We start from the raw sequence: 16671 nt of genomic DNA, 5'->3' as shown, positions 1-16671 counted from the left end.
TGTGTTAGCCTCGGCGTCGACATCTCACCGTGGGCACATTCCATTCGTGGACACAGCCTCGCCAAGCAGCTTTCCTCGGGTCCGATGACCTGAGAAAGGTGGGAGTCACACCACATCGCAGCAAGGTGTTCTGAGATGGTTGTGACTATTGGGCGAGCAGACCCGCGTTCTGCTTTGAAGTCAACGCATTCCGGCAATCCTCCGAAACCGTGACCGGGCTCTAGGGCGTCTCCTGCGACGCCACCGGAACGTTCACATTTCCCGGACCGGTCATGGGATCCCGACCCGAGGCTGCGCGCTTCCGCCGCCTTCGGCGCCCGGGTCGCCGACCGGTACCCGCATTCTTGGAGGTAATCGGAGTGCCGGAGAACAATTCCGCCGACCAGCCGCCGACGCAACGGCCGTGGCTGGTGCTCGGCATCCTCTGCATCGGCTTCTTCATGTCGCTGCTGGACGGAACGATCATCAACATCGCCGTCCCGACCCTGATCCACGGCATCGACGCCTCGTACGACCAGGTCCTGTGGGTGATCGATGCCTACCTGCTGGTCTTCTCGGCGCTGTTGATCACGACGGGACGTCTCGGGGACACCTTCGGATACCGACGCCTGTTCCTGATCGGCATTGCCGTCTTCACCGCCGCATCCGCCCTTTGCGGCCTCGCGAGCACGCCGGGACAGCTCCTCGGCGCGCGAGTGCTCCAGGGCCTGGGCGCAGCGCTGCTGTTCCCACAGGTGATCTCGTCGATCCTGACGATTTTCCCGCCGCGGATGCGCGGCCGGGCGTTCGGCGTCTTCGGTGCGATCGTGGGTTTCGCGCCGATCTTGGGCCCGGTCGTCGGTGGTTTCATCCTCGCCCATCTCAGCTGGCGTTGGATCTTCTTCATCAACGTCCCCATCGGGGTGATCACGGCGGTGCTGGCCGTGGTGTTCGTCCCGGAACTGCGCATCGCGCACTCGCACAAGATCGACCTGGTGGGCGTCGTGCTCGCCACCGCGGGTCTGAGCGGGATCGTGTTCGGCCTCATCGAGGGCGAGCGCTACGGCTGGGGAACGATCAGCGGGCCGCTCAGCATCACGTCGATCATCGCCGCCGGTGTCGTGCTCCTGGTGCTGTTCGTCGGCTGGCAGCACGTCCAGCGCGGCGAACCGCTGATGCCGCTGGCGCTGTTCGCCGGGCGGAACTTCGCGGTCGGCAACTGGATCGGCTTCGTCTTCCAGCTGGGCATGATCGGCATCGCCTTCGTGCTCGTCCTCTACCTGCAGATGGCGCTGGGTTATTCGCCGCTGGAAGCGGGGTTTGTGCTCCTGCCCAACGCCGTTCTCACCGCGATCGGCTCGGCCTATGCCGGCAGGCTGGCCGACAAGATCGGCGGCAAGTTCGTTCTCGCTGCGGGGATGATCATGCTCGCGCTCGGCCTGGTGGTCATCGTCGCGATGGCGGGGCCGGGCTCGGGCGCGTGGCGCCTCCTGCCCGGTCTGGTGATCATCGGCATCGCCAGCGGCGCGACGTTCGCGCCGTTGCAGCAGGTCACCATGGACGGCGTCGATCCGCGGCTCGCGGGTGCGGCATCCGGGGTCGCCGGCACCACCAGGCAGGTCGGCGGGGTGCTGGGCACCGCGGTTGTGGGTGCTGTCCTGGCTGCTTGCCTGAACTCGGCCCTGCGGAGCGAAGCCGAGCTGCGGGCGAGCCAGTTGCCCGCAGGGCTGCGCGAGCGGTTCGTCGAGAGCGCGATGGACGGGGGAGGGCAGTTCCGCCCGCCGTCGGTGCCGGCCGGCCTGTCACCCGAGGACGCGGCCCTCTTCGCCCGGCTCGGCCATGAGGCGTTTGCGACGGGATTCGTCAACGCGATGCAGGTGGTGCTGTTGGGTTCCGCCGCGGTGCTCGTCATGGCGGCACTGTTCTGCTTCTCGTTGAAGGGACGTGACCGGGAAGCCGCCAGGGCGGACGCTGCCGTGGAAGGCTGATGTCAGACCGAACGGCGGGCGCGGCGTCCGTGCCGCGCCCGCCGTTCGGGCGATACATGGGCTCGGCCCAGGTCGCGGCGCGGTTCGAACAGGGGAACTAGACTTCGTCGGGTGGCGGACTACCGGATCGACGATCTTGCTCGGGCTGCAGGCACGACGGTGCGCAACGTGCGCGTCTACCAGGACCGGGAGCTGTTGCCGCCGCCTCGCCGGGAAGGGCGCACGGCGATCTACTCCGACGCGCACCTGGTGCGGCTGCGGCTGATCATCAACATGCTGGAGCGCGGTTACGCGTTCGCGCAGATCAAGGAGATGATCGCGGCCTGGGAGTCCGGGCGCAGCCTCGGCGAGGTGCTCGGGCTGGAGGAGGTCGTCGGGGCGTCCTGGGCGGACGAGGAGCCGCGCGCCGTCACGGTGGCCGAGCTGCGCAAGAAGTTCGGCAAGCAGTTCTCCCCGACGAACATCAAGCGGTCGATCGAGCTGGGCCTGCTGGAGCGGCGCGGCCGCGGTTTCGTCTCGCCGAGCCCGCAGCTGCTGGACGCCGGCGCGGAACTGGTCAGCCTCGGCGTGCCGCTCAACGAGGTGCTGGACCTCGCCGAGCAGCTGCAGAAGGACATCGACCACGTGGCGGAGATCCTCGTCGAGGTGGTGCGCAAGCACGTGCTGACCCGCCCGATGCCCAGCGACGACGAGATCCCGTACTACTCCGACGTCCTGCAACGGCTGCGGCCGCTGGTGATGTCCGCGCTCAACGCGGCTGCGGCGCGCTCGGCGGAGCGGGTCATCCCGGGTGTGCTCGGCGACAAGCTGGTGGAGCTGCTGGCGAACACCCGCAAGCCCGACCAGGCTTCCTGATCGGCTTGGGCAGCCACTCGTGAGCGGTTTGGATCGCTATAGCGCTCCAAAGTGCTCACGAAGCCGCACCCCGATCTGTCCGATGTGGACACCGTCGCGCGTGTGTGACACTTCATCCGATCCGCCCTGAGCGCCAGAGGAACTCATGACCAACGCAGCACTCGAGACCAACCCCATACCGGCCCGGCCGTCCGGCAAGGACCGCGCGGCGCGCGTGCTCACCGAGGTCTTCGCACCGTGGGTGATCGTCGTGCTGCTGCCGCTGGCGGTCGCCTGGCAGGCCACCCGCGCCCTCGGCCCCACCCTCGGCTGGGGCCTGCTGGTCTCCGCCACCAGCAGCATCCTGCCGATGGGCGTGATCGTGTGGGGCGCGCGGACCGGGCGGTGGGACAGCCACCACGTGCGCGACCGCGCGGGCCGGTTCGTGCCGTTCGTCGCGCTGATCGTCATGAGCCTGATCGGGCTGGGGCTGCTGGTCGCGTTCGGCGCGCCGTGGCTGCTGGTCGCCCTGGACATCGCCATGATCGCCTCGCTGTTCGTCACCGGCGGCATCACGGTCTGGTGGAAGGTGTCCATGCACTCGGCGGTGGCCTCGGGCGCGGTGGTGATCCTCGCCGTGACCTACCACCCGGCCTATTGGGCGCTGATGCTGGTGGTGGCGGCGATCTCCTGGTCCCGGGCGCAGCTCGGCGACCACACGACCGCGCAGGTCACCGTGGGCGCGGTCGTCGGCGCGGTCGTCGGCGGCGGCCTGTTCGCCGCTCTCGTCTGACGGCCCATGGCGTTCTTGCGTGAAACGTCACCCGGCACGCGTGGGCGATGGCGATTTCACGCGAAAACGGCGTTCGCCGTGCCTGGTAGGCGCCGTTTTCGCGCGAAATCGGCGTTACGCGAGCCCAACCGCCGCTAGGCCGTCAGGTCCGGGAGGTCGGCGCGGGCGCGGTCCCGCACGGTCGACACGATCGGCGAGCGGTCGAAAGCGCGGCTGATCTGGATCAACCAGCGCGCCTCGGTGTGCAGGTCGGCGGCCACGCCCCGGTACGGCGTGGTGGCCTCGCCCGGTTCGGTCCGGTGCCGGTGGCCCGCGGCGTGGGCGTCCAGCCCGGCTGCCAGGCAGGCCGCCTCCACCACCTGGTGGGCCGCCCGCTCGTCGAGCCCGGCCTCCTCGGCGGCCCGACGGGCCCAGCCGCTCGCCTCGGGGTGGACGAAGGACCGCAGCACCAGCTGCGCATCCCGGATCTCCACCACCCGCCGGTACAGCGCGAACTGCGCGTTCGAGGCGACCGCGCCAGCCGGCAGGGTGATCTGCGGCAGCTCCCCGGCCAGCCGCCGCCACAGCGGATGCAGCTTCCGGGCCTGGAACTTGGCGCGGCACCAGGTGATCGGCATCGCCACCCGAGGGCCCCAGACCGGCATCGTCGCCCCGATGGCCACCAGCGCCACGCACGCTCCGGCGCACGCGCCGCCCAACGGGTCCAGCACGCCCGGATCGTGCCCGGTCACCGCCCAAACCGCGGCGGCGATCTTGGTGACCGCCCAGCCCGCCGAAGCCACGCAGCCGGCCTGGATCGTGCGCAACCCGGCGCGCAACCACCGGCGGCTGCTCTGGGCGATGTAGTGGCGCAGGAACCACCCGAACACCGAGGTGGCCCACCCGATGTAGAGCGCGAACACGGTGACGTAGGCGGCGACCGCCGGGCGGTCGGCGAACGCGGCCAGGAACTCGGGGTGGAACGGGATGCCTGCGGTGATCATCAACGCCGTCATGGTGGCCGCGGCGACGGCGGCCACCAGGACCTGGACGCGCATCACCCGCCGCGCTCGTGCGCCGTCGTGCACCAGGTGGGTCAGCAGCCCGTGAACGCAGACACCGGCGAGCATGGCCAGGATGTTGGCCACCAGCCGGCCGAGGTTCGGCATCGGCTCCCAGCCGGACACCCAGAGCAGCGAGGCCGGGGCCACCAGGGCCGCCGACAGGCCGACGAAGCCGATCGCGCCGCACAGGTAGACCACGCTCGGCGTCAACGCGCGACGGGATTGCACGAGCTTCGTGACCGCCGCGAGCACGGCAACGATTCCCGCGCCTTGCAGGATGATGCTGATCATCGGCGTTTCTCGGGGCCGCGGCGCCGCGCGCTGTCGAACGTCGCCTGGATCTGGCGCAGCGTGCGGCCGCCCTTCGCGTCGAGCTTGCGCACGCCGCGGATCGGCGCGGGCACGCGGCCCGCCCGGTACAGGTACAGGCTGGCCACCAGCTCGGCCTCCTGCTCGGTGGTGGCGTCGAACGCCGAGCGGCCCAGCACGCTCTCGACCAGCTCGCGCGGCAGGTCCGGCACCAGCGCGGCCACCATCGGCGAGTCGGCCAGCCTGGTGTCCGAGTGCCCGCACACCAGGTGGCCGACCTCGTGCAGGATGATGTGCTCCTCGTGCAGCGGCGTGCTGGTCACGTAGCCGATCACGTCCCGGTCGGTGAGCGAGACGAGCGCACCGCAGGGGCTGTCGAAATCCACAGCGGACACCTGGCGGAGCTCGATCGGCCGGCCACGGGCCTCGGCGAGCTCGGCGATGAACGTCTGCAGATCCCACGGTGCGGGCAGCGGCAGCGCGGCCGCCAGCTCTTGGCACCGCGCCGTCAGGTCGCGATGGTCGGATGGCGTCACGTCCCGATCGTGGCTCACGGGCAGCACCAGCCGTGCGCAGCGGAACGGTGTCGGATCCGAGTTGTGACCACGTTCATGATTCATCGTGACCGGCGGTGCTGTTGGAGCGGCGCAGGTCTTCCACCACGCCCCGGATCCGGTCGGCCTGAGTCGAGGTCAGCCCGCGCAGGCTCACCGACTCCACGCCTTCCTCCTTCAGGGCGCGCAGTTCCACCAGCGTGGCCAGCTGCGCCCGGATCTTGTCGCCGTGCTCGCTGTTGTCGAACGTGTCCAGCGGCACGCGGAAGAACGCGGCCAGGGCTTTCAGGTGTTGCCAGCCGGGGTTGGGCGATTCGCCGGAAAGGATCTTGTAGAGCTGCGAGACGGACATTCCCGTCGCCGTCGCGATCGCCTTGACGTCGTACGGTTTTCCCGTTTCGGGACAGGGGAAGGACTCCCGCAGCCACGCCAGCCGCTCGGCCAAGGTGGCCCCTGGGTCAGACATCGCACTCACTCCGAAATCACAGGACGCACGCCCGCCATGTCGTTGACGAATTCTCACATTCTAGACTACCGTTTGATCGGATTACACGATTGTGGAATTCCGGGGGGTCTCCTGGGGGTGTGCCAGGCGGGGCACGGGTCGCGCGCCGATCCGTGCCCAGCCTGGCACCAGGTTCGAGGCCGCATAGGCATTCGCGCAGCCGGATACCCGTGCGTACTTTCTGTCGCCATAGCAGCACAAAATGCACACGGGTCCTGACCAGGCCTGTTAAGCCCAAGTGCCGAGGTGCCCCATGCCGATCGGCAAGGCGTGCCGGTCTCCTCGACGTCCGCACCTTGTAGATCGCGGCCCCGCCGGGAGCGGGTTTCCGGGGATACCGGGCTGATCGCTCCGGGCCGCATGAGCGTTTGCGCAGCTAGCTGCCCGTGAGTGTTTTGGGGCGCTATAGCACCCCAAAACACTCACGGGCCATGACCAGTCGAAACGTGTGCTCGTGGCTGAAATAGTCCTATGTGGACTATATGGGAAGGTATGCTCTTTGTCCGTGAAACCGCCACGTGGCTGGGGGCGCTTCTCCGGGCTTGGTCGTGATCATGGCCTACCGTGTCGGGCATGAACGCGGACGGCTGGTTGGCGGACACCAGGACCTCCTACGACACGGTCGCGGTCAGCTATGCCGACCAAGTGCGCGACGCCATCGCCGAGCGCCCATACCTGCGAGCGGCTCTGGCGTTGTTCGCCGACATGGTGCACGCCGCTGACGGCGGGCCAGTGGCGGACGTGGGCTGCGGGCCAGGACACGTCACCGCCCACCTGCACGAGCTGGGTATCGACCCTTTCGGGATCGATCTCTCACCGGCGATGATCGACGTGGCTCGGCGCGACCACCCCGGCCTGCGGTTCGAGGTGGGCTCGATGACGGACCTGGCTCTCGCCGACGCTTCGGTTGCCGGTCTGCTCGCCTGGTGGTCGTTGATTCACGTCCCCGACAATGCGGTACCCGCAGTTCTCGGGCACTTCCGGCGAGCGCTGCGTCCTGGCGGGCCGCTGCTGCTCGGCTTTCACGTCGGCGACGAGTCACGTCTGAAGACCCAGGGCTACGGCGGCCACCCGATGAAGGTCCACGTCCACCACCGCCAGCCTGACCAAGCGGCGGCTTGGCTGCGCGATGCCGGATTCGCGGTGGAGGCCCAGCTGTTGCTCGATCCGGACGAGAATCCGCATGCTGTCCTTTTCGCGCGCCGCTAGTCCCGAAATAGCCTCACCACCCGCTGCCACGCCATTGGCAGGAGGTGTCCTTCACGCTAGGCCGCCGCGGCTTGGCGGGTTGGTGCCGTGGTGGCGGTGGGGAGCGGTCGTTCGCAGAGCAAGAGGACCCCGGCCATGGCCACGACGACGCCGGTGGCCGCGTGGATGCCGAAGGCTGCCGCCGGTGTGCCGCCGTGGGTGAGGACTGCGATCGTGTCGCCGAGCGGGATGATCGTGACCGCCAGCGCCACCCAGCCCAGGGCTCGGCGTTGGCGTAGTGCCAACAGGATGAAGATGATCAGTGCGCAGGCGAGGTCGCGCACTCCTTTGATGATGAAGTAGCCCGCCGCGTCGCCTTGCGGCCAGTTGGGGATGCCTAAGCCCTCCGCCGCTCCGTTCGGGTCGATCAGGAACCTCGTTCCGAAGGAGACCACGAAGAGGGCGAGCGCGATCATCAGGACCGTGTTGAAACGTCGTAGCGTCATGGCTGGCTCCCGATTGTCTAGCGTTGATCTGTTCGCTAGCGACGCTAGCAATAGCTCTGCTCGGTTGTCTAGCAATGCTAGGATTCGGTCATGGCAGTGAGAGAGCGCAAGGAGCGGGAGCGGGCCGAACGGCACCGGTTGATCATCGAATCGGCGCGGGAGCTCGCCGACGCGGAAGGCTGGGACGCCGTCACCACCCGGCGGCTGGCCGAGCGGGTCGAGTACAGCCAACCGGTCCTGTACAGCCACTTCAACGGCAAGGACGCGATCATCGCTGCCGTCGCCGTCGAAGGGATCGCGGAGCTCGCCGCCGAGCTCATCCGGGCCCGCAAGGGCCGTCGAGCGCCCAAGGCGGCGCTGCGCGCGCTGGCCGAAACCTACCTGGGTTTCGCCGAGGAGAGGCCCGCCCTCTACGAGGCGATGTTCGTGCGGCCCGTCGACATCCCGTTCGGAACAGAGGACTCGCCCGCAGCCCTGCGGGAGGCCTTCGGCGAGTTCGTCGCGGTGCTCGAACCGCTGGCCGGCGACCGCGACCTGGAAACCCTCGCCGAGGTGGTCTGGAGCGCCCTGCACGGCCTGGCCATGCTGACCCGCGGCGACCGGCTCCGCGCCAGCCACCAGAAGGCCCGCCTCGACCTGCTGATCGACCTGCTCGTCTAGGCTCGCCAGCGTTGCTGGAACCTCGTTCGGGAGATCGCCGCATGACCGAAGAACTGCTCGCAGCCGCAAGGGAATCCGCCCGGAAGCTGTGCGCGGATGTTCCGGTCGCGACCGTGTGGTTGCGGTGCGAGCGGTACAGCACGCAGTTCACGCAACCTGCCGGCAGTTCCGACGTCGATCTCAGCTCCGATTTCCTCTCGGCGGCAGGAGATCTCACGAAGCTGCTCGGCACCGACGATCGGCCGCTCGTCGTGGAACTTGAGGTGCACGATTCGGGTCGGTTCGGGCTGACCTGCAGCTCCGAGCTCGACTCGGCGACCCGGGTGGTGTTCGACGACGGGCACCGGTTCCCCGGACATCCCGGGCCGGGCATGCCGTTGCCGCCCGCCGCGAGGAACACCGGCGAGCCGACCGATCCGGCCGTGCTGACCACGATTTCCGCGCTGTTCGAGGAGTTCGTCGAGCGGTACACGGCGATCAAAGGACGGCCACCCGAGCTGCGGCCCGGGTACACCGAGGCGGAAATCGCCGCCGCCGAAGACCAACTCGGTGCTCGGCTGCCGGAGGATCTGCGGGCGCTGTACCGGATGACCCGCGACGACGGGTCCGAAACCGGGCTGCTTGGCAGGTTCTCGCCCTATCCGCTGGACGTGGTGGTCGAGTGGTACACCACCGGGACGCCGGGCTCGCTGGGCTGGAACGACGGCCCGTTCGACGATGCGGTGATCTTCGAATCCGATCCGCCGGGCGCGATCAAGCGGGTTTCCCGCAACGACTGGTGGATCACCTTCGGCACCGACTTCGCCATGAACAACATCGCGGTCGACCTGGACCCGGGCGAGCGGGGGAGTTCGGGGCAGGTCATCGAGCACGGCCGCGACATCATGGGCCCGCCCGCCCTGGTCGCGGAATCCGTGACGGCCATGCTGGCCGATGTCGTCGAATCCCTCCGCGACGAGGAGTTCGAGGACGAGGACCCGGAGTCCGGCTACCTGGAATCCTTCACCGGTTTCGGCGGCGAGGGCGGCGGGCACGACCGCGTCTACCACGACTTCGGCGACCGGAACCTCGCGGAGGTCGTGAGCCGGATCGACGACAGCTACCCGGCGCAGTGCCTGTACCTGAACGACGCCGAACAACTGGATCTGGGCGCGTTGGCGCCGTTGAACGGCCTCCGGGAACTGTCGATCAACCGCGCGTCGTCGGTGAACGCCCGGATCGGAGACCTGCCCGCGCTGGAGCGGGCGGCGATCGAGACCGAACGCATCGATCTCGCCGGGCTGGCCGGACATCCGCTGCTCTGGGACCTGAAGCTGGCCGGAACCACCGATCCGATCGACATCGAGGTGCTCCGCGCCTTGCCGTCGCTGGCCCGGCTCGACCTGTCGGTGGTCGAAGTGGTCGATCTCCTGGTCGTCGCGGACCTGCCAGGGCTCCGGGTGCTCATCCTCAACGCGCAGCAGTGGGATCGGCTGCGGGCTGCCGACCGGCGGCCGGCGAAGCTCGCGGCGGCGGAGCGCGTCGGGACGTCGTCGCTGCGCGAGACCGCGGAGTGGTGCGAATGGCTCGCCCAGCGCCCGTTCCGGCTGGACACCTACTCCGGCGCGATCGAGTAGCGCCGGAGGACTCCGATCTTGCCTAGAATTGGGAAGTTCCACCTGGAGGAGAGATGACCGTTCTGCTTGCTCAGATCAGCGATCTGCACCTGGACGGCAGCGAGTGGGCGACCCGACGCGCCACCCGCGTGATGGACCACCTGCGGGCACTGCCCCGCCCGGTCGATGCACTGCTGGTGACCGGTGACATCGCCGATCACGGCGAGGAGGCCGAATACGAGGAGGCGGCGGGGATGCTGGCCGCGCCCTTCCCGGTGCTCATGTGCCCGGGCAACCACGACGCGCGCCCGGAATACCGGAAGGTCCTGCTCGGCGGAGACTCCAGCGGCGAGCCCGTCAACCAGGTGCACCACGTCGCCGGAACCGCGATCCTGATGTGCGACTCGACGATCCCAGGCCGCGACGAAGGCCGACTCGACACGCAGACGCTCGCCTGGATCGCCACCACTCTCACCGAACTGCCGCAGGACGTCCGGGCGCTGATCGCGTTCCACCATCCGCCGGCCGGGCTCCACCACCCGTTCATCGACGGCATCCTGCTCGAACAGCCCGAGGAACTGGCGGCCGTGCTCGAAGCGCACCCGCAGGTCGCCGCGGTGCTCACCGGGCATGCCCACACCGCGGCGGCCTCGACCTTCGCCGGACGGCCGCTGCTCGTGGGGCCGGCGGTCAACTGGAACCTGCGCATGGCCTGGGAGGGCGACCGCCCGGACGATCGCGACGTGCCGCCCGGCGTCGCCTTCCACGTCCTGGGCGACGATGCGCGCCTGACCACCCACTTCCGCGTCGTGCCCTGACCGCGGGGAAGCAGAAGCGCCGCAACGCGATGCGGAGTGGCTAGTAATACCGAATCGCAGCATCCACTGTGGATTCTGAGTTGGGGTGCGGCCGGGCGGCACCGGGGGAGGGAGCGGTGTGCCGCCCGGCCGCGTCGGCTCGATGCCTCGGGGTCGGGGGAGGTGGCATCGAGCCGGGTCAGGTGGTCAGAGGCGTTGCAGGGCTTCCAGAACCCGGTGGTGGAGCTCGAACGACGGGGGCTCGTGGATCGGCGCCGTGTCCAGTGTGGAATTTTCGGTCGGTTCCCGGGGTTCTCGCAGGTGGTGCCTGCCGGTCGGGGTGGTGCTCCGCTTCGCTTCGGCTTCTATGTGGTCGATCAGCTGCCAGACGTTCGTCGCGCCTTCGCCCGCTCCCGCGTGCTGGGGCAGACGCCTGCGGTAGGCGTACATCAGGGTCATGCCGAGGAGCATCGAGAACAGGCAGGACAGGGCGGTCCAGAGCGGCGGCATCGGGCGATTCCTTCCGGTCGGGCATTTCCGGGCAGTTGAGCGACTTCTTCGAGAGCTGCGGCGGTTTTCCCGCTCATGGCCCGACACCGGCAAGCCGCCGAGCCTCCCGATTGCACGCCGGGCAGGTGTCCCACAGCCAAGCCAGCTCGCTGTCATCGGCGGAGAGCTTCTGAAGGCACAGCGTCAACACCTGAGTGCCGGTCGGATACGAGCAACCACAAGGCTTTTGGTCCAAGCTCGCATGCCGCTGCCCAGCAGCAGGCACCCAATGAAACGGATACATCCACGACCCCCATCGTCCTGAGTGGTTCCGAGAACTAGCTAGTGGTTCCTGGAACCACTTTGTCGATGTTGGGCCTATCTGGCAATCACCTGGACGAGGGTTCTTGCCTGGTCAAGTGATCGTTAGGATTGGTTCATGGCTCGAACCGCCAAGACCAATCCGCGTGCTCGCGTGTTGGGTGCTGAACTGCGGCAACTCCGAGAAGACGCGGGCCTCGGTGTTCGGGAGTTGGGACGACGCCTGGGTGTTGGGCACACGACGATCTGGCGGTACGAGTCAGGCGTCAAGCCACCCTCTCCTGAGGACACCGCCAGTCTTCTGACGGCTCTCGGTGTGACCGGCGCGGAGAAGGAACGCATCGTCAAGATGTCGCGCACAGTTCTCGAGCCCAACTGGCTGACCTCTGGAGTACCCGGAATTCGTGAAGAGCTCAGCGCTTTGATCGAGTTCGAACGCACGGCTACCCGGATCACCGATGTTCAGATCCTTGTGTTTCCAGGGATGTTGCAGACGCGGGAGTACATGCGGGCCGTCATGGCGACGCTGTCACCGGACTTGGTCGAAACCCGGGTTGCGTTCCGGCTGAGTCGCCGCGATGTCCTCGACAAGGAGGACGGCCTGCATCTCGTGGCACTCGTCGCGGAAGCTGCGCTACACGAGCGGATCGGCGGGCCGGAAGTGATGGCTGATCAGCTTCGGCATTTGGTCAAGATGTCGGAGCGCGACAACGTGACGATCCAGCTCCTTCCTTCTGGCGCCACTTCGTGGCATGCCGCGCACGCAGGTGCGTTCATCCTGTTCGAGTTCGACGACCAACGGCCGATCGTGCACTTGGAGCACTTCCGGACGTCTGCGTTCCTCAGGAACGTGAAGGATGTCAACGATTATTGCGAAGCAGCGGATAGCCTTCGGCAGGTTGCGATGAGCCCGGAGGAATCACGGGCGCTCATCATCAACTCCGTGGAAGAGATCGAAAGAGAGCTCGGCTGATGTCGTTATCGAAGCCAACTGGCTGGCGGAAGTCCAGCCGATCTACCCAGCAGGAGACCTGCGTCGAGATCGGGCGCGTCGCCTTCGGTGCGGCGGTTCGGGACTCGAAGGACCGGGATGCTGGGTACTTCACGACGAACGGCCAGCAGTGGCGGTTATTCGTCACCGCTATCAAGGCCGGGCGGTTCGAGCGCTGACGGCACGGGGCCGTGAGTCTTTTGGGCGGCTATAGCAGCCCAAAAGACTCACGGCCCCGTTACCTGCGGAAACGTCAGATCAGAAGACGGACTCGTCGAGCTCCATCAGCGAGTTGTCCGCCGCCTCGATGATCTTGCGGCGGCCGGTGAGCTCCGGCAGCACGTTCTTGGCGAAGAACCGGGCCACCGCCACCTTGCCCTGGTAGAAGGGCTGGTCCTTGGCCGAGGCGCCCGCGTCCAGCGCGGCGAGGGCGATCTCGGCCTGGCGCAGCAGCAGCCAGCCGACCAGCACGTCGCCCATGCTCATCAGGAACGACACCGCGTGCTGGCCGACCTTGTAGATGTTCTTGACGTCCTCCTGCGAGGAGGTCAGGAACTCGATCAGCGTGCCGAGCATGCCCTGGGCGTCCTGCAGCGCCCGGGCGACGAGCGCGCGCTCCTCCTTGAGCCGCTCGTCGGCGCCTTCGGCCTCCAGCGTCGCCTGGATCTCGGCGGCGATGTGGCCGATGGCGGCGCCGTTGTTGCGGACGATCTTGCGGAAGAAGAAGTCCTGGGCCTGGATCGCGGTGGTGCCCTCGTACAGGCTGTCGATCTTGGAGTCCCGGATGTACTGCTCGATCGGGTAGTCCTGCAGGAAGCCGGAGCCACCGAGCGTCTGCAGGGACAGCGTCAGCATCTCGTAGGCCCGCTCCGAGCCGACGCCCTTGACGATGGGCAGCAGCAGGTCGTTGACCTGCTCGGCGAGGCTGAAGTCGGTGCCCTCGTGCTGCCCCTGGAAGACCTGGTCCTGGAAGGTCGCGGTGTAGAGGTAGACCGAGCGCAGGCCTTCGGCGTAGGCCTTCTGCAGCATCAGGATGCGGCGCACGTCCGGGTGGTTGGTGATGGCCACGCGCGGCGCGGCCTTGTCGGCGGCCCTGGTCAGGTCGGCGCCCTGCACGCGCTCCTTGGCGTAGTCCAGCGCGTTGAGGTAGCCGGTGGACAGGGTGCCGATGGCCTTGGTGCCGACCATCATCCGGGCGTACTCGATGACCTGGAACATCTGCGCGATGCCGTCGTGCACCTCGCCGAGCAGCCAGCCCTTGGCCGGTACGCCGTGCTGGCCGAAGGTCAGCTCGCAGGTCGCCGAGGCGTTCAGGCCCATCTTGTGCTCGACGTTGGTGACGAAGGCGCCGTTGCGCTCGCCGGACTCGCCGGTGGTGCCGTCGAAGTGGAACTTGGGCACCAGGAACAGGCTCAGGCCCTTGGTGCCGGGCTTGGCCTCGATGCCGGGGCCCTCGGGGCGGGCCAGCACCAGGTGCATGATGTTCTCGGTCATGTCCTGGTCGGCGGAGGTGATGAACCGCTTCACGCCGTCCAGGTGCCAGGAGCCGTCCTCCTGCTTGATGGCCTTGGTGCGGCCGGCGCCGACGTCGGAGCCCGCGTCCGGTTCGGTGAGCACCATCGTGGCGCCCCAGCCGCGCTCGATCATCAGCTCGGCCCAGTGGCGCTGCTCCTCGGTGCCGTTGCGCCACAGGATCGTCGCGAAGTTCGGCCCCGCCATGTACATGTAGATCGCCGGGTTGGCGCCGAGCATGAGTTCGGCGGCCGACCAGATGACGCTGGGCGGGGTGCCGTAGCCGCCGAGCTCGTCCGGCAGGCTCAGCCGCCACCACTCGCCGTCCATGACCTGCTGGTAGGACTTCTTGAAGGCCTCCGGCAGGGTCACCTCGTGGGTGGCCGGGTCGAACTTGGCGGGGGTGCGGTCGCCTTCGACGAAGGAGTCGGCCAGCGGGCCGGTGGCCAGCTCGTTGAGTTCGGTGAGCACGCCCCGCACGGTGTCCTCGTCGGACTGCTCGAAGGCGCCCTTGCCCAGCCGTTCCTGCACCTTGAAGACCTCGAAGAGGTTGAACTCCAGGTCTCGGACGTTGCTCTTGTAGTGGCCCATCGAAGGCTCCCTCTTGCGCGCTGGTGCGGGCGGGCCCGGCCCGGCCCTTACTCGTCGGTAACAAGAGGGTATTACCTGACGGTAACTTCTGCCAAGCGGCCTTCCGGACGCCTTCCAGGAATCGGGCCGCAACCAGGAGCGTTCCGCCGGAAAAATCCTGTTCATCCGGGACGGAATGTCGAAAGTCGCCAGCGGTGTGTCGGAGCGGACACCTAGAGTTGCGCTGACATTCCGGCGAATACCCCAGCGGAGGCCCCGATGACCGCGGTGCGCGCGGAAGCGCTGGTGAAGACCTTCGGCGCGAACCGCGCGCTCGACGGCGTGGACCTGGAGATCCCGACCGGCCAGGTGCTCGGCCTGCTCGGGCCCAACGGCGCGGGCAAGACCACGATCGTGCGGATCCTCACCACGCTGCTCAAGCCCGACTCCGGGCGGGCCTTCGTGGCCGGTCACGACGTGCTCGCCGATCCGCAGGCGGTGCGCCGCTCGATCGGCCTGTCCGGGCAGTACGCGGCGGTCGACGAGAACCTCACCGGCTACGAGAACCTCTACATGGTCGGCAGGCTGTACGGCATGACCCGCGCCGACGCGGCCGCGCGAGCCCGGCAGCTGCTGGACCGGTTCCGCCTGCAGGAGGCCGCCGACCGGCCGTCGAAGGGCTACTCCGGCGGCATGCGGCGACGGCTCGACCTGGCCGGCGCGCTGGTCGCCGCTCCGGCCGTCGTGGTGCTCGACGAGCCCACCACGGGCCTGGACCCGCGCGGCCGGATGGACACCTGGCAGATCATCGGCGAACTCGTCGCCGACGGCACCACCGTGCTGCTGACCACGCAGTACCTGGAGGAGGCCGACCAGCTGGCCGACAGCATCGCGGTGATCGACCGCGGCCAGGTGATCGCCAGCGGCACCGCCGACCAGCTCAAGACGCAGGTCGGCGGCGAGCGCCTCGAACTGGTCGTGCAGGACGCGTCGGACCTGCCGGTCGTCGCACGGGTGCTCGGCGAGGTCGGCTCCGGAGAACCGGAGATCGAGGAGCACCTGCGGAAGGCGTTCGTCGCCGTGGACAGCGGGCCGAAGTCGCTGATCGAGGCGCTGCGCCGATTGGACGCCAAAGACGTCGCGGTGCACGACGTGGCGCTGCACCGCCCCACCCTGGACGACGTGTTCCTGGGCCTGACCGGCCGACGCACCGAGGAGCAGGAGGGGCAGCCATGAGCGCGCTCGCCACCAGCATCCGCGACAGCAGCGTCGTCGCGTGGCGGAACCTGATGAACATCAAGCGCAACCCGGACTGGCTGCTGTCCAGCACCGCGCAGCCGATCATGTTCGTGCTGCTGTTCGCCTACGTCTTCGGCGGCAGCCTCGGCGGCGAGGCGTATCGGGAGTTCCTGATCGGCGGGATCTTCGTGCAGACCGTCGCGTTCAACAGCGCGTTCACCGTCATCGGGCTGGCCAACGACCTGAACAAGGGCATCGTGGACCGGTTCCGGTCGCTGCCGATGTCGCGGATCGCCGTGCTGCTCGGCCGCACCTCGTCGGATCTCGTGATCAGCGTGCTGACCGTGGTGATCATGTCGGTGTGCGGGCTGCTGGTCGGCTGGCGGATCCGTGGCAGCCTGCTCGAAGCGCTGCTCGCGTTCTTCATCCTGCTGCTGTTCTCGTTCGCGATGTCCTGGGTCGGCGCGTTCATCGGGCTGATCTCGCGCAGCGTCGAGGTGGCGCAGAGCGCCGGGCTGCTCTGGCTGTTCCCGGTCACCTTCGTCTCGTCGGCGTTCGTGCCGGCGGAGGCGATGCCCGCACCGCTGCGCGTCTTCGCGGAGTGGAACCCGATCACCGTCACCGCGGACGCCCTGCGCCAGCTCTACGGCAATCCGCTGCGGGTCACCGGCCCGCCGCCGGACAGCTGGCCGGCGCAGCACGCGGTGCTCTACTCGATCGGGTCCGCGCTGGTCATCCTGGCGATCTTCATGCCGCTCGCGGTCGCCCGCTACCGCCGCGTCGCCAGCCGCTGACCGC

At 68.2% G+C, this 16671-nt stretch carries 18 protein-coding genes; 11 read left to right on the top strand and 7 right to left on the bottom strand.

The genetic code is table 11. The annotated features are described in order from the left end of the window. The first annotated feature begins 359 nt into the window (after positions 1-359). From AB0I53_RS22655 to AB0I53_RS22645, 3 genes are all read left to right on the top strand, one after another. Positions 360-1967: a DHA2 family efflux MFS transporter permease subunit gene (locus AB0I53_RS22655; protein WP_358606169.1), complete on the top strand. Its 1608-nt coding sequence runs from the start codon at positions 360-362 to the stop codon at positions 1965-1967. Between the two features lie 111 nt (positions 1968-2078). After that, positions 2079-2822 (top strand): MerR family transcriptional regulator, encoded by a 744-nt coding sequence (locus AB0I53_RS22650; protein WP_358606166.1) that lies wholly within the window; start codon positions 2079-2081, stop codon positions 2820-2822. A 145-nt stretch (positions 2823-2967) separates the two neighbouring features. Next, entirely contained in the window at positions 2968-3594 is a 627-nt protein-coding gene (locus tag AB0I53_RS22645; protein WP_358606163.1) for a hypothetical protein, read from the top strand. 134 nt (positions 3595-3728) lie between these two features. Here AB0I53_RS22645 and AB0I53_RS22640 read toward each other — a convergent pair whose 3' ends face one another. From AB0I53_RS22640 to AB0I53_RS22630, 3 genes are all read right to left on the bottom strand, one after another. After that, positions 3729-4928: an MAB_1171c family putative transporter gene (locus AB0I53_RS22640; RefSeq protein WP_358606160.1), complete on the bottom strand. Its 1200-nt coding sequence runs from the start codon at positions 4926-4928 to the stop codon at positions 3729-3731. After that, on the bottom strand, positions 4925-5482 hold the full coding sequence (locus AB0I53_RS22635) for a hypothetical protein (protein WP_358606157.1): 558 nt from the start codon (positions 5480-5482) through the stop codon (positions 4925-4927). Before AB0I53_RS22635 ends, AB0I53_RS22640 begins: the two co-directional genes overlap by 4 nt. 73 nt (positions 5483-5555) lie before the next feature. Further along, on the bottom strand, positions 5556-5966 hold the full coding sequence (locus AB0I53_RS22630) for a helix-turn-helix transcriptional regulator (RefSeq protein WP_358606154.1): 411 nt from the start codon (positions 5964-5966) through the stop codon (positions 5556-5558). 612 nt (positions 5967-6578) lie between these two features. Here AB0I53_RS22630 and AB0I53_RS22625 point away from each other — a divergent pair. Next, a complete protein-coding gene (locus AB0I53_RS22625) occupies positions 6579-7214 on the top strand; it encodes a class I SAM-dependent methyltransferase (protein ID WP_358606151.1) in 636 nt (211 codons plus the stop codon). Between the two features lie 56 nt (positions 7215-7270). On the opposite strand, the gene AB0I53_RS22620 is transcribed toward AB0I53_RS22625, so the two are convergent. Next, positions 7271-7699: a DUF4267 domain-containing protein gene (locus AB0I53_RS22620; protein ID WP_358606148.1), complete on the bottom strand. Its 429-nt coding sequence runs from the start codon at positions 7697-7699 to the stop codon at positions 7271-7273. A 90-nt stretch (positions 7700-7789) separates the two neighbouring features. Between AB0I53_RS22620 and AB0I53_RS22615 the strand changes: the two genes are divergently transcribed. Genes AB0I53_RS22615 through AB0I53_RS22605 form a run of 3 tightly spaced genes read left to right on the top strand, consistent with a single transcriptional unit; the run spans position 7790 to position 10772 of the window. Further along, positions 7790-8359 carry a TetR/AcrR family transcriptional regulator gene (locus AB0I53_RS22615; RefSeq protein ID WP_358606145.1) on the top strand — a complete coding sequence of 190 codons (570 nt, stop codon included), beginning with the start codon at positions 7790-7792 and terminating at the stop codon, positions 8357-8359. A 41-nt stretch (positions 8360-8400) separates the two neighbouring features. After that, positions 8401-9975, top strand: a complete 1575-nt coding sequence (locus tag AB0I53_RS22610) for an SMI1/KNR4 family protein (protein WP_358606142.1) — start codon at positions 8401-8403, stop codon at positions 9973-9975. A gap of 53 nt (positions 9976-10028) precedes the next feature. Then, positions 10029-10772: a metallophosphoesterase gene (locus AB0I53_RS22605; protein ID WP_358606139.1), complete on the top strand. Its 744-nt coding sequence runs from the start codon at positions 10029-10031 to the stop codon at positions 10770-10772. 186 nt (positions 10773-10958) lie between these two features. Here AB0I53_RS22605 and AB0I53_RS22600 read toward each other — a convergent pair whose 3' ends face one another. Further along, positions 10959-11261: a hypothetical protein gene (locus tag AB0I53_RS22600; RefSeq protein ID WP_358606136.1), complete on the bottom strand. Its 303-nt coding sequence runs from the start codon at positions 11259-11261 to the stop codon at positions 10959-10961. A gap of 73 nt (positions 11262-11334) precedes the next feature. After that, complete coding sequence (locus AB0I53_RS22595; RefSeq protein ID WP_358606133.1) at positions 11335-11544, bottom strand: zinc finger protein; 210 nt, start codon at positions 11542-11544, stop codon at positions 11335-11337. Between the two features lie 135 nt (positions 11545-11679). On the opposite strand from AB0I53_RS22595, the gene AB0I53_RS22590 reads away from it, so the two are divergent. Together AB0I53_RS22590 and AB0I53_RS22585 are read left to right on the top strand one after the other, a co-directional pair. Next, positions 11680-12534 (top strand): helix-turn-helix transcriptional regulator, encoded by an 855-nt coding sequence (locus AB0I53_RS22590; protein WP_358606130.1) that lies wholly within the window; start codon positions 11680-11682, stop codon positions 12532-12534. After that, a complete protein-coding gene (locus tag AB0I53_RS22585) occupies positions 12534-12731 on the top strand; it encodes a DUF397 domain-containing protein (protein ID WP_358606127.1) in 198 nt (65 codons plus the stop codon). The genes AB0I53_RS22590 and AB0I53_RS22585 overlap by 1 nt, the downstream gene beginning before the upstream one ends. Before the next feature lie 79 nt (positions 12732-12810). On the opposite strand, the gene AB0I53_RS22580 is transcribed toward AB0I53_RS22585, so the two are convergent. Continuing rightward, positions 12811-14655 (bottom strand): acyl-CoA dehydrogenase, encoded by a 1845-nt coding sequence (locus tag AB0I53_RS22580; protein WP_358606124.1) that lies wholly within the window; start codon positions 14653-14655, stop codon positions 12811-12813. Between the two features lie 258 nt (positions 14656-14913). Here AB0I53_RS22580 and AB0I53_RS22575 point away from each other — a divergent pair, with 258 nt between their 5' ends. Next, on the top strand, positions 14914-15870 hold the full coding sequence (locus AB0I53_RS22575; RefSeq protein ID WP_358606121.1) for an ATP-binding cassette domain-containing protein: 957 nt from the start codon (positions 14914-14916) through the stop codon (positions 15868-15870). Continuing rightward, on the top strand, positions 15867-16667 hold the full coding sequence (locus tag AB0I53_RS22570) for an ABC transporter permease (RefSeq protein WP_358606118.1): 801 nt from the start codon (positions 15867-15869) through the stop codon (positions 16665-16667). Before AB0I53_RS22575 ends, AB0I53_RS22570 begins: the two co-directional genes overlap by 4 nt. The last annotated feature ends 4 nt before the right edge of the window (positions 16668-16671 follow it).

The organism is Saccharopolyspora sp. NPDC050389 (assembly GCF_040655595.1).
Classification (GTDB): Bacteria; Actinomycetota; Actinomycetes; order Mycobacteriales; family Pseudonocardiaceae; genus Saccharopolyspora.
Note: the sequence above shows the minus strand (reverse complement) of the source record. Positions and strands in the feature narration are given on the sequence as shown.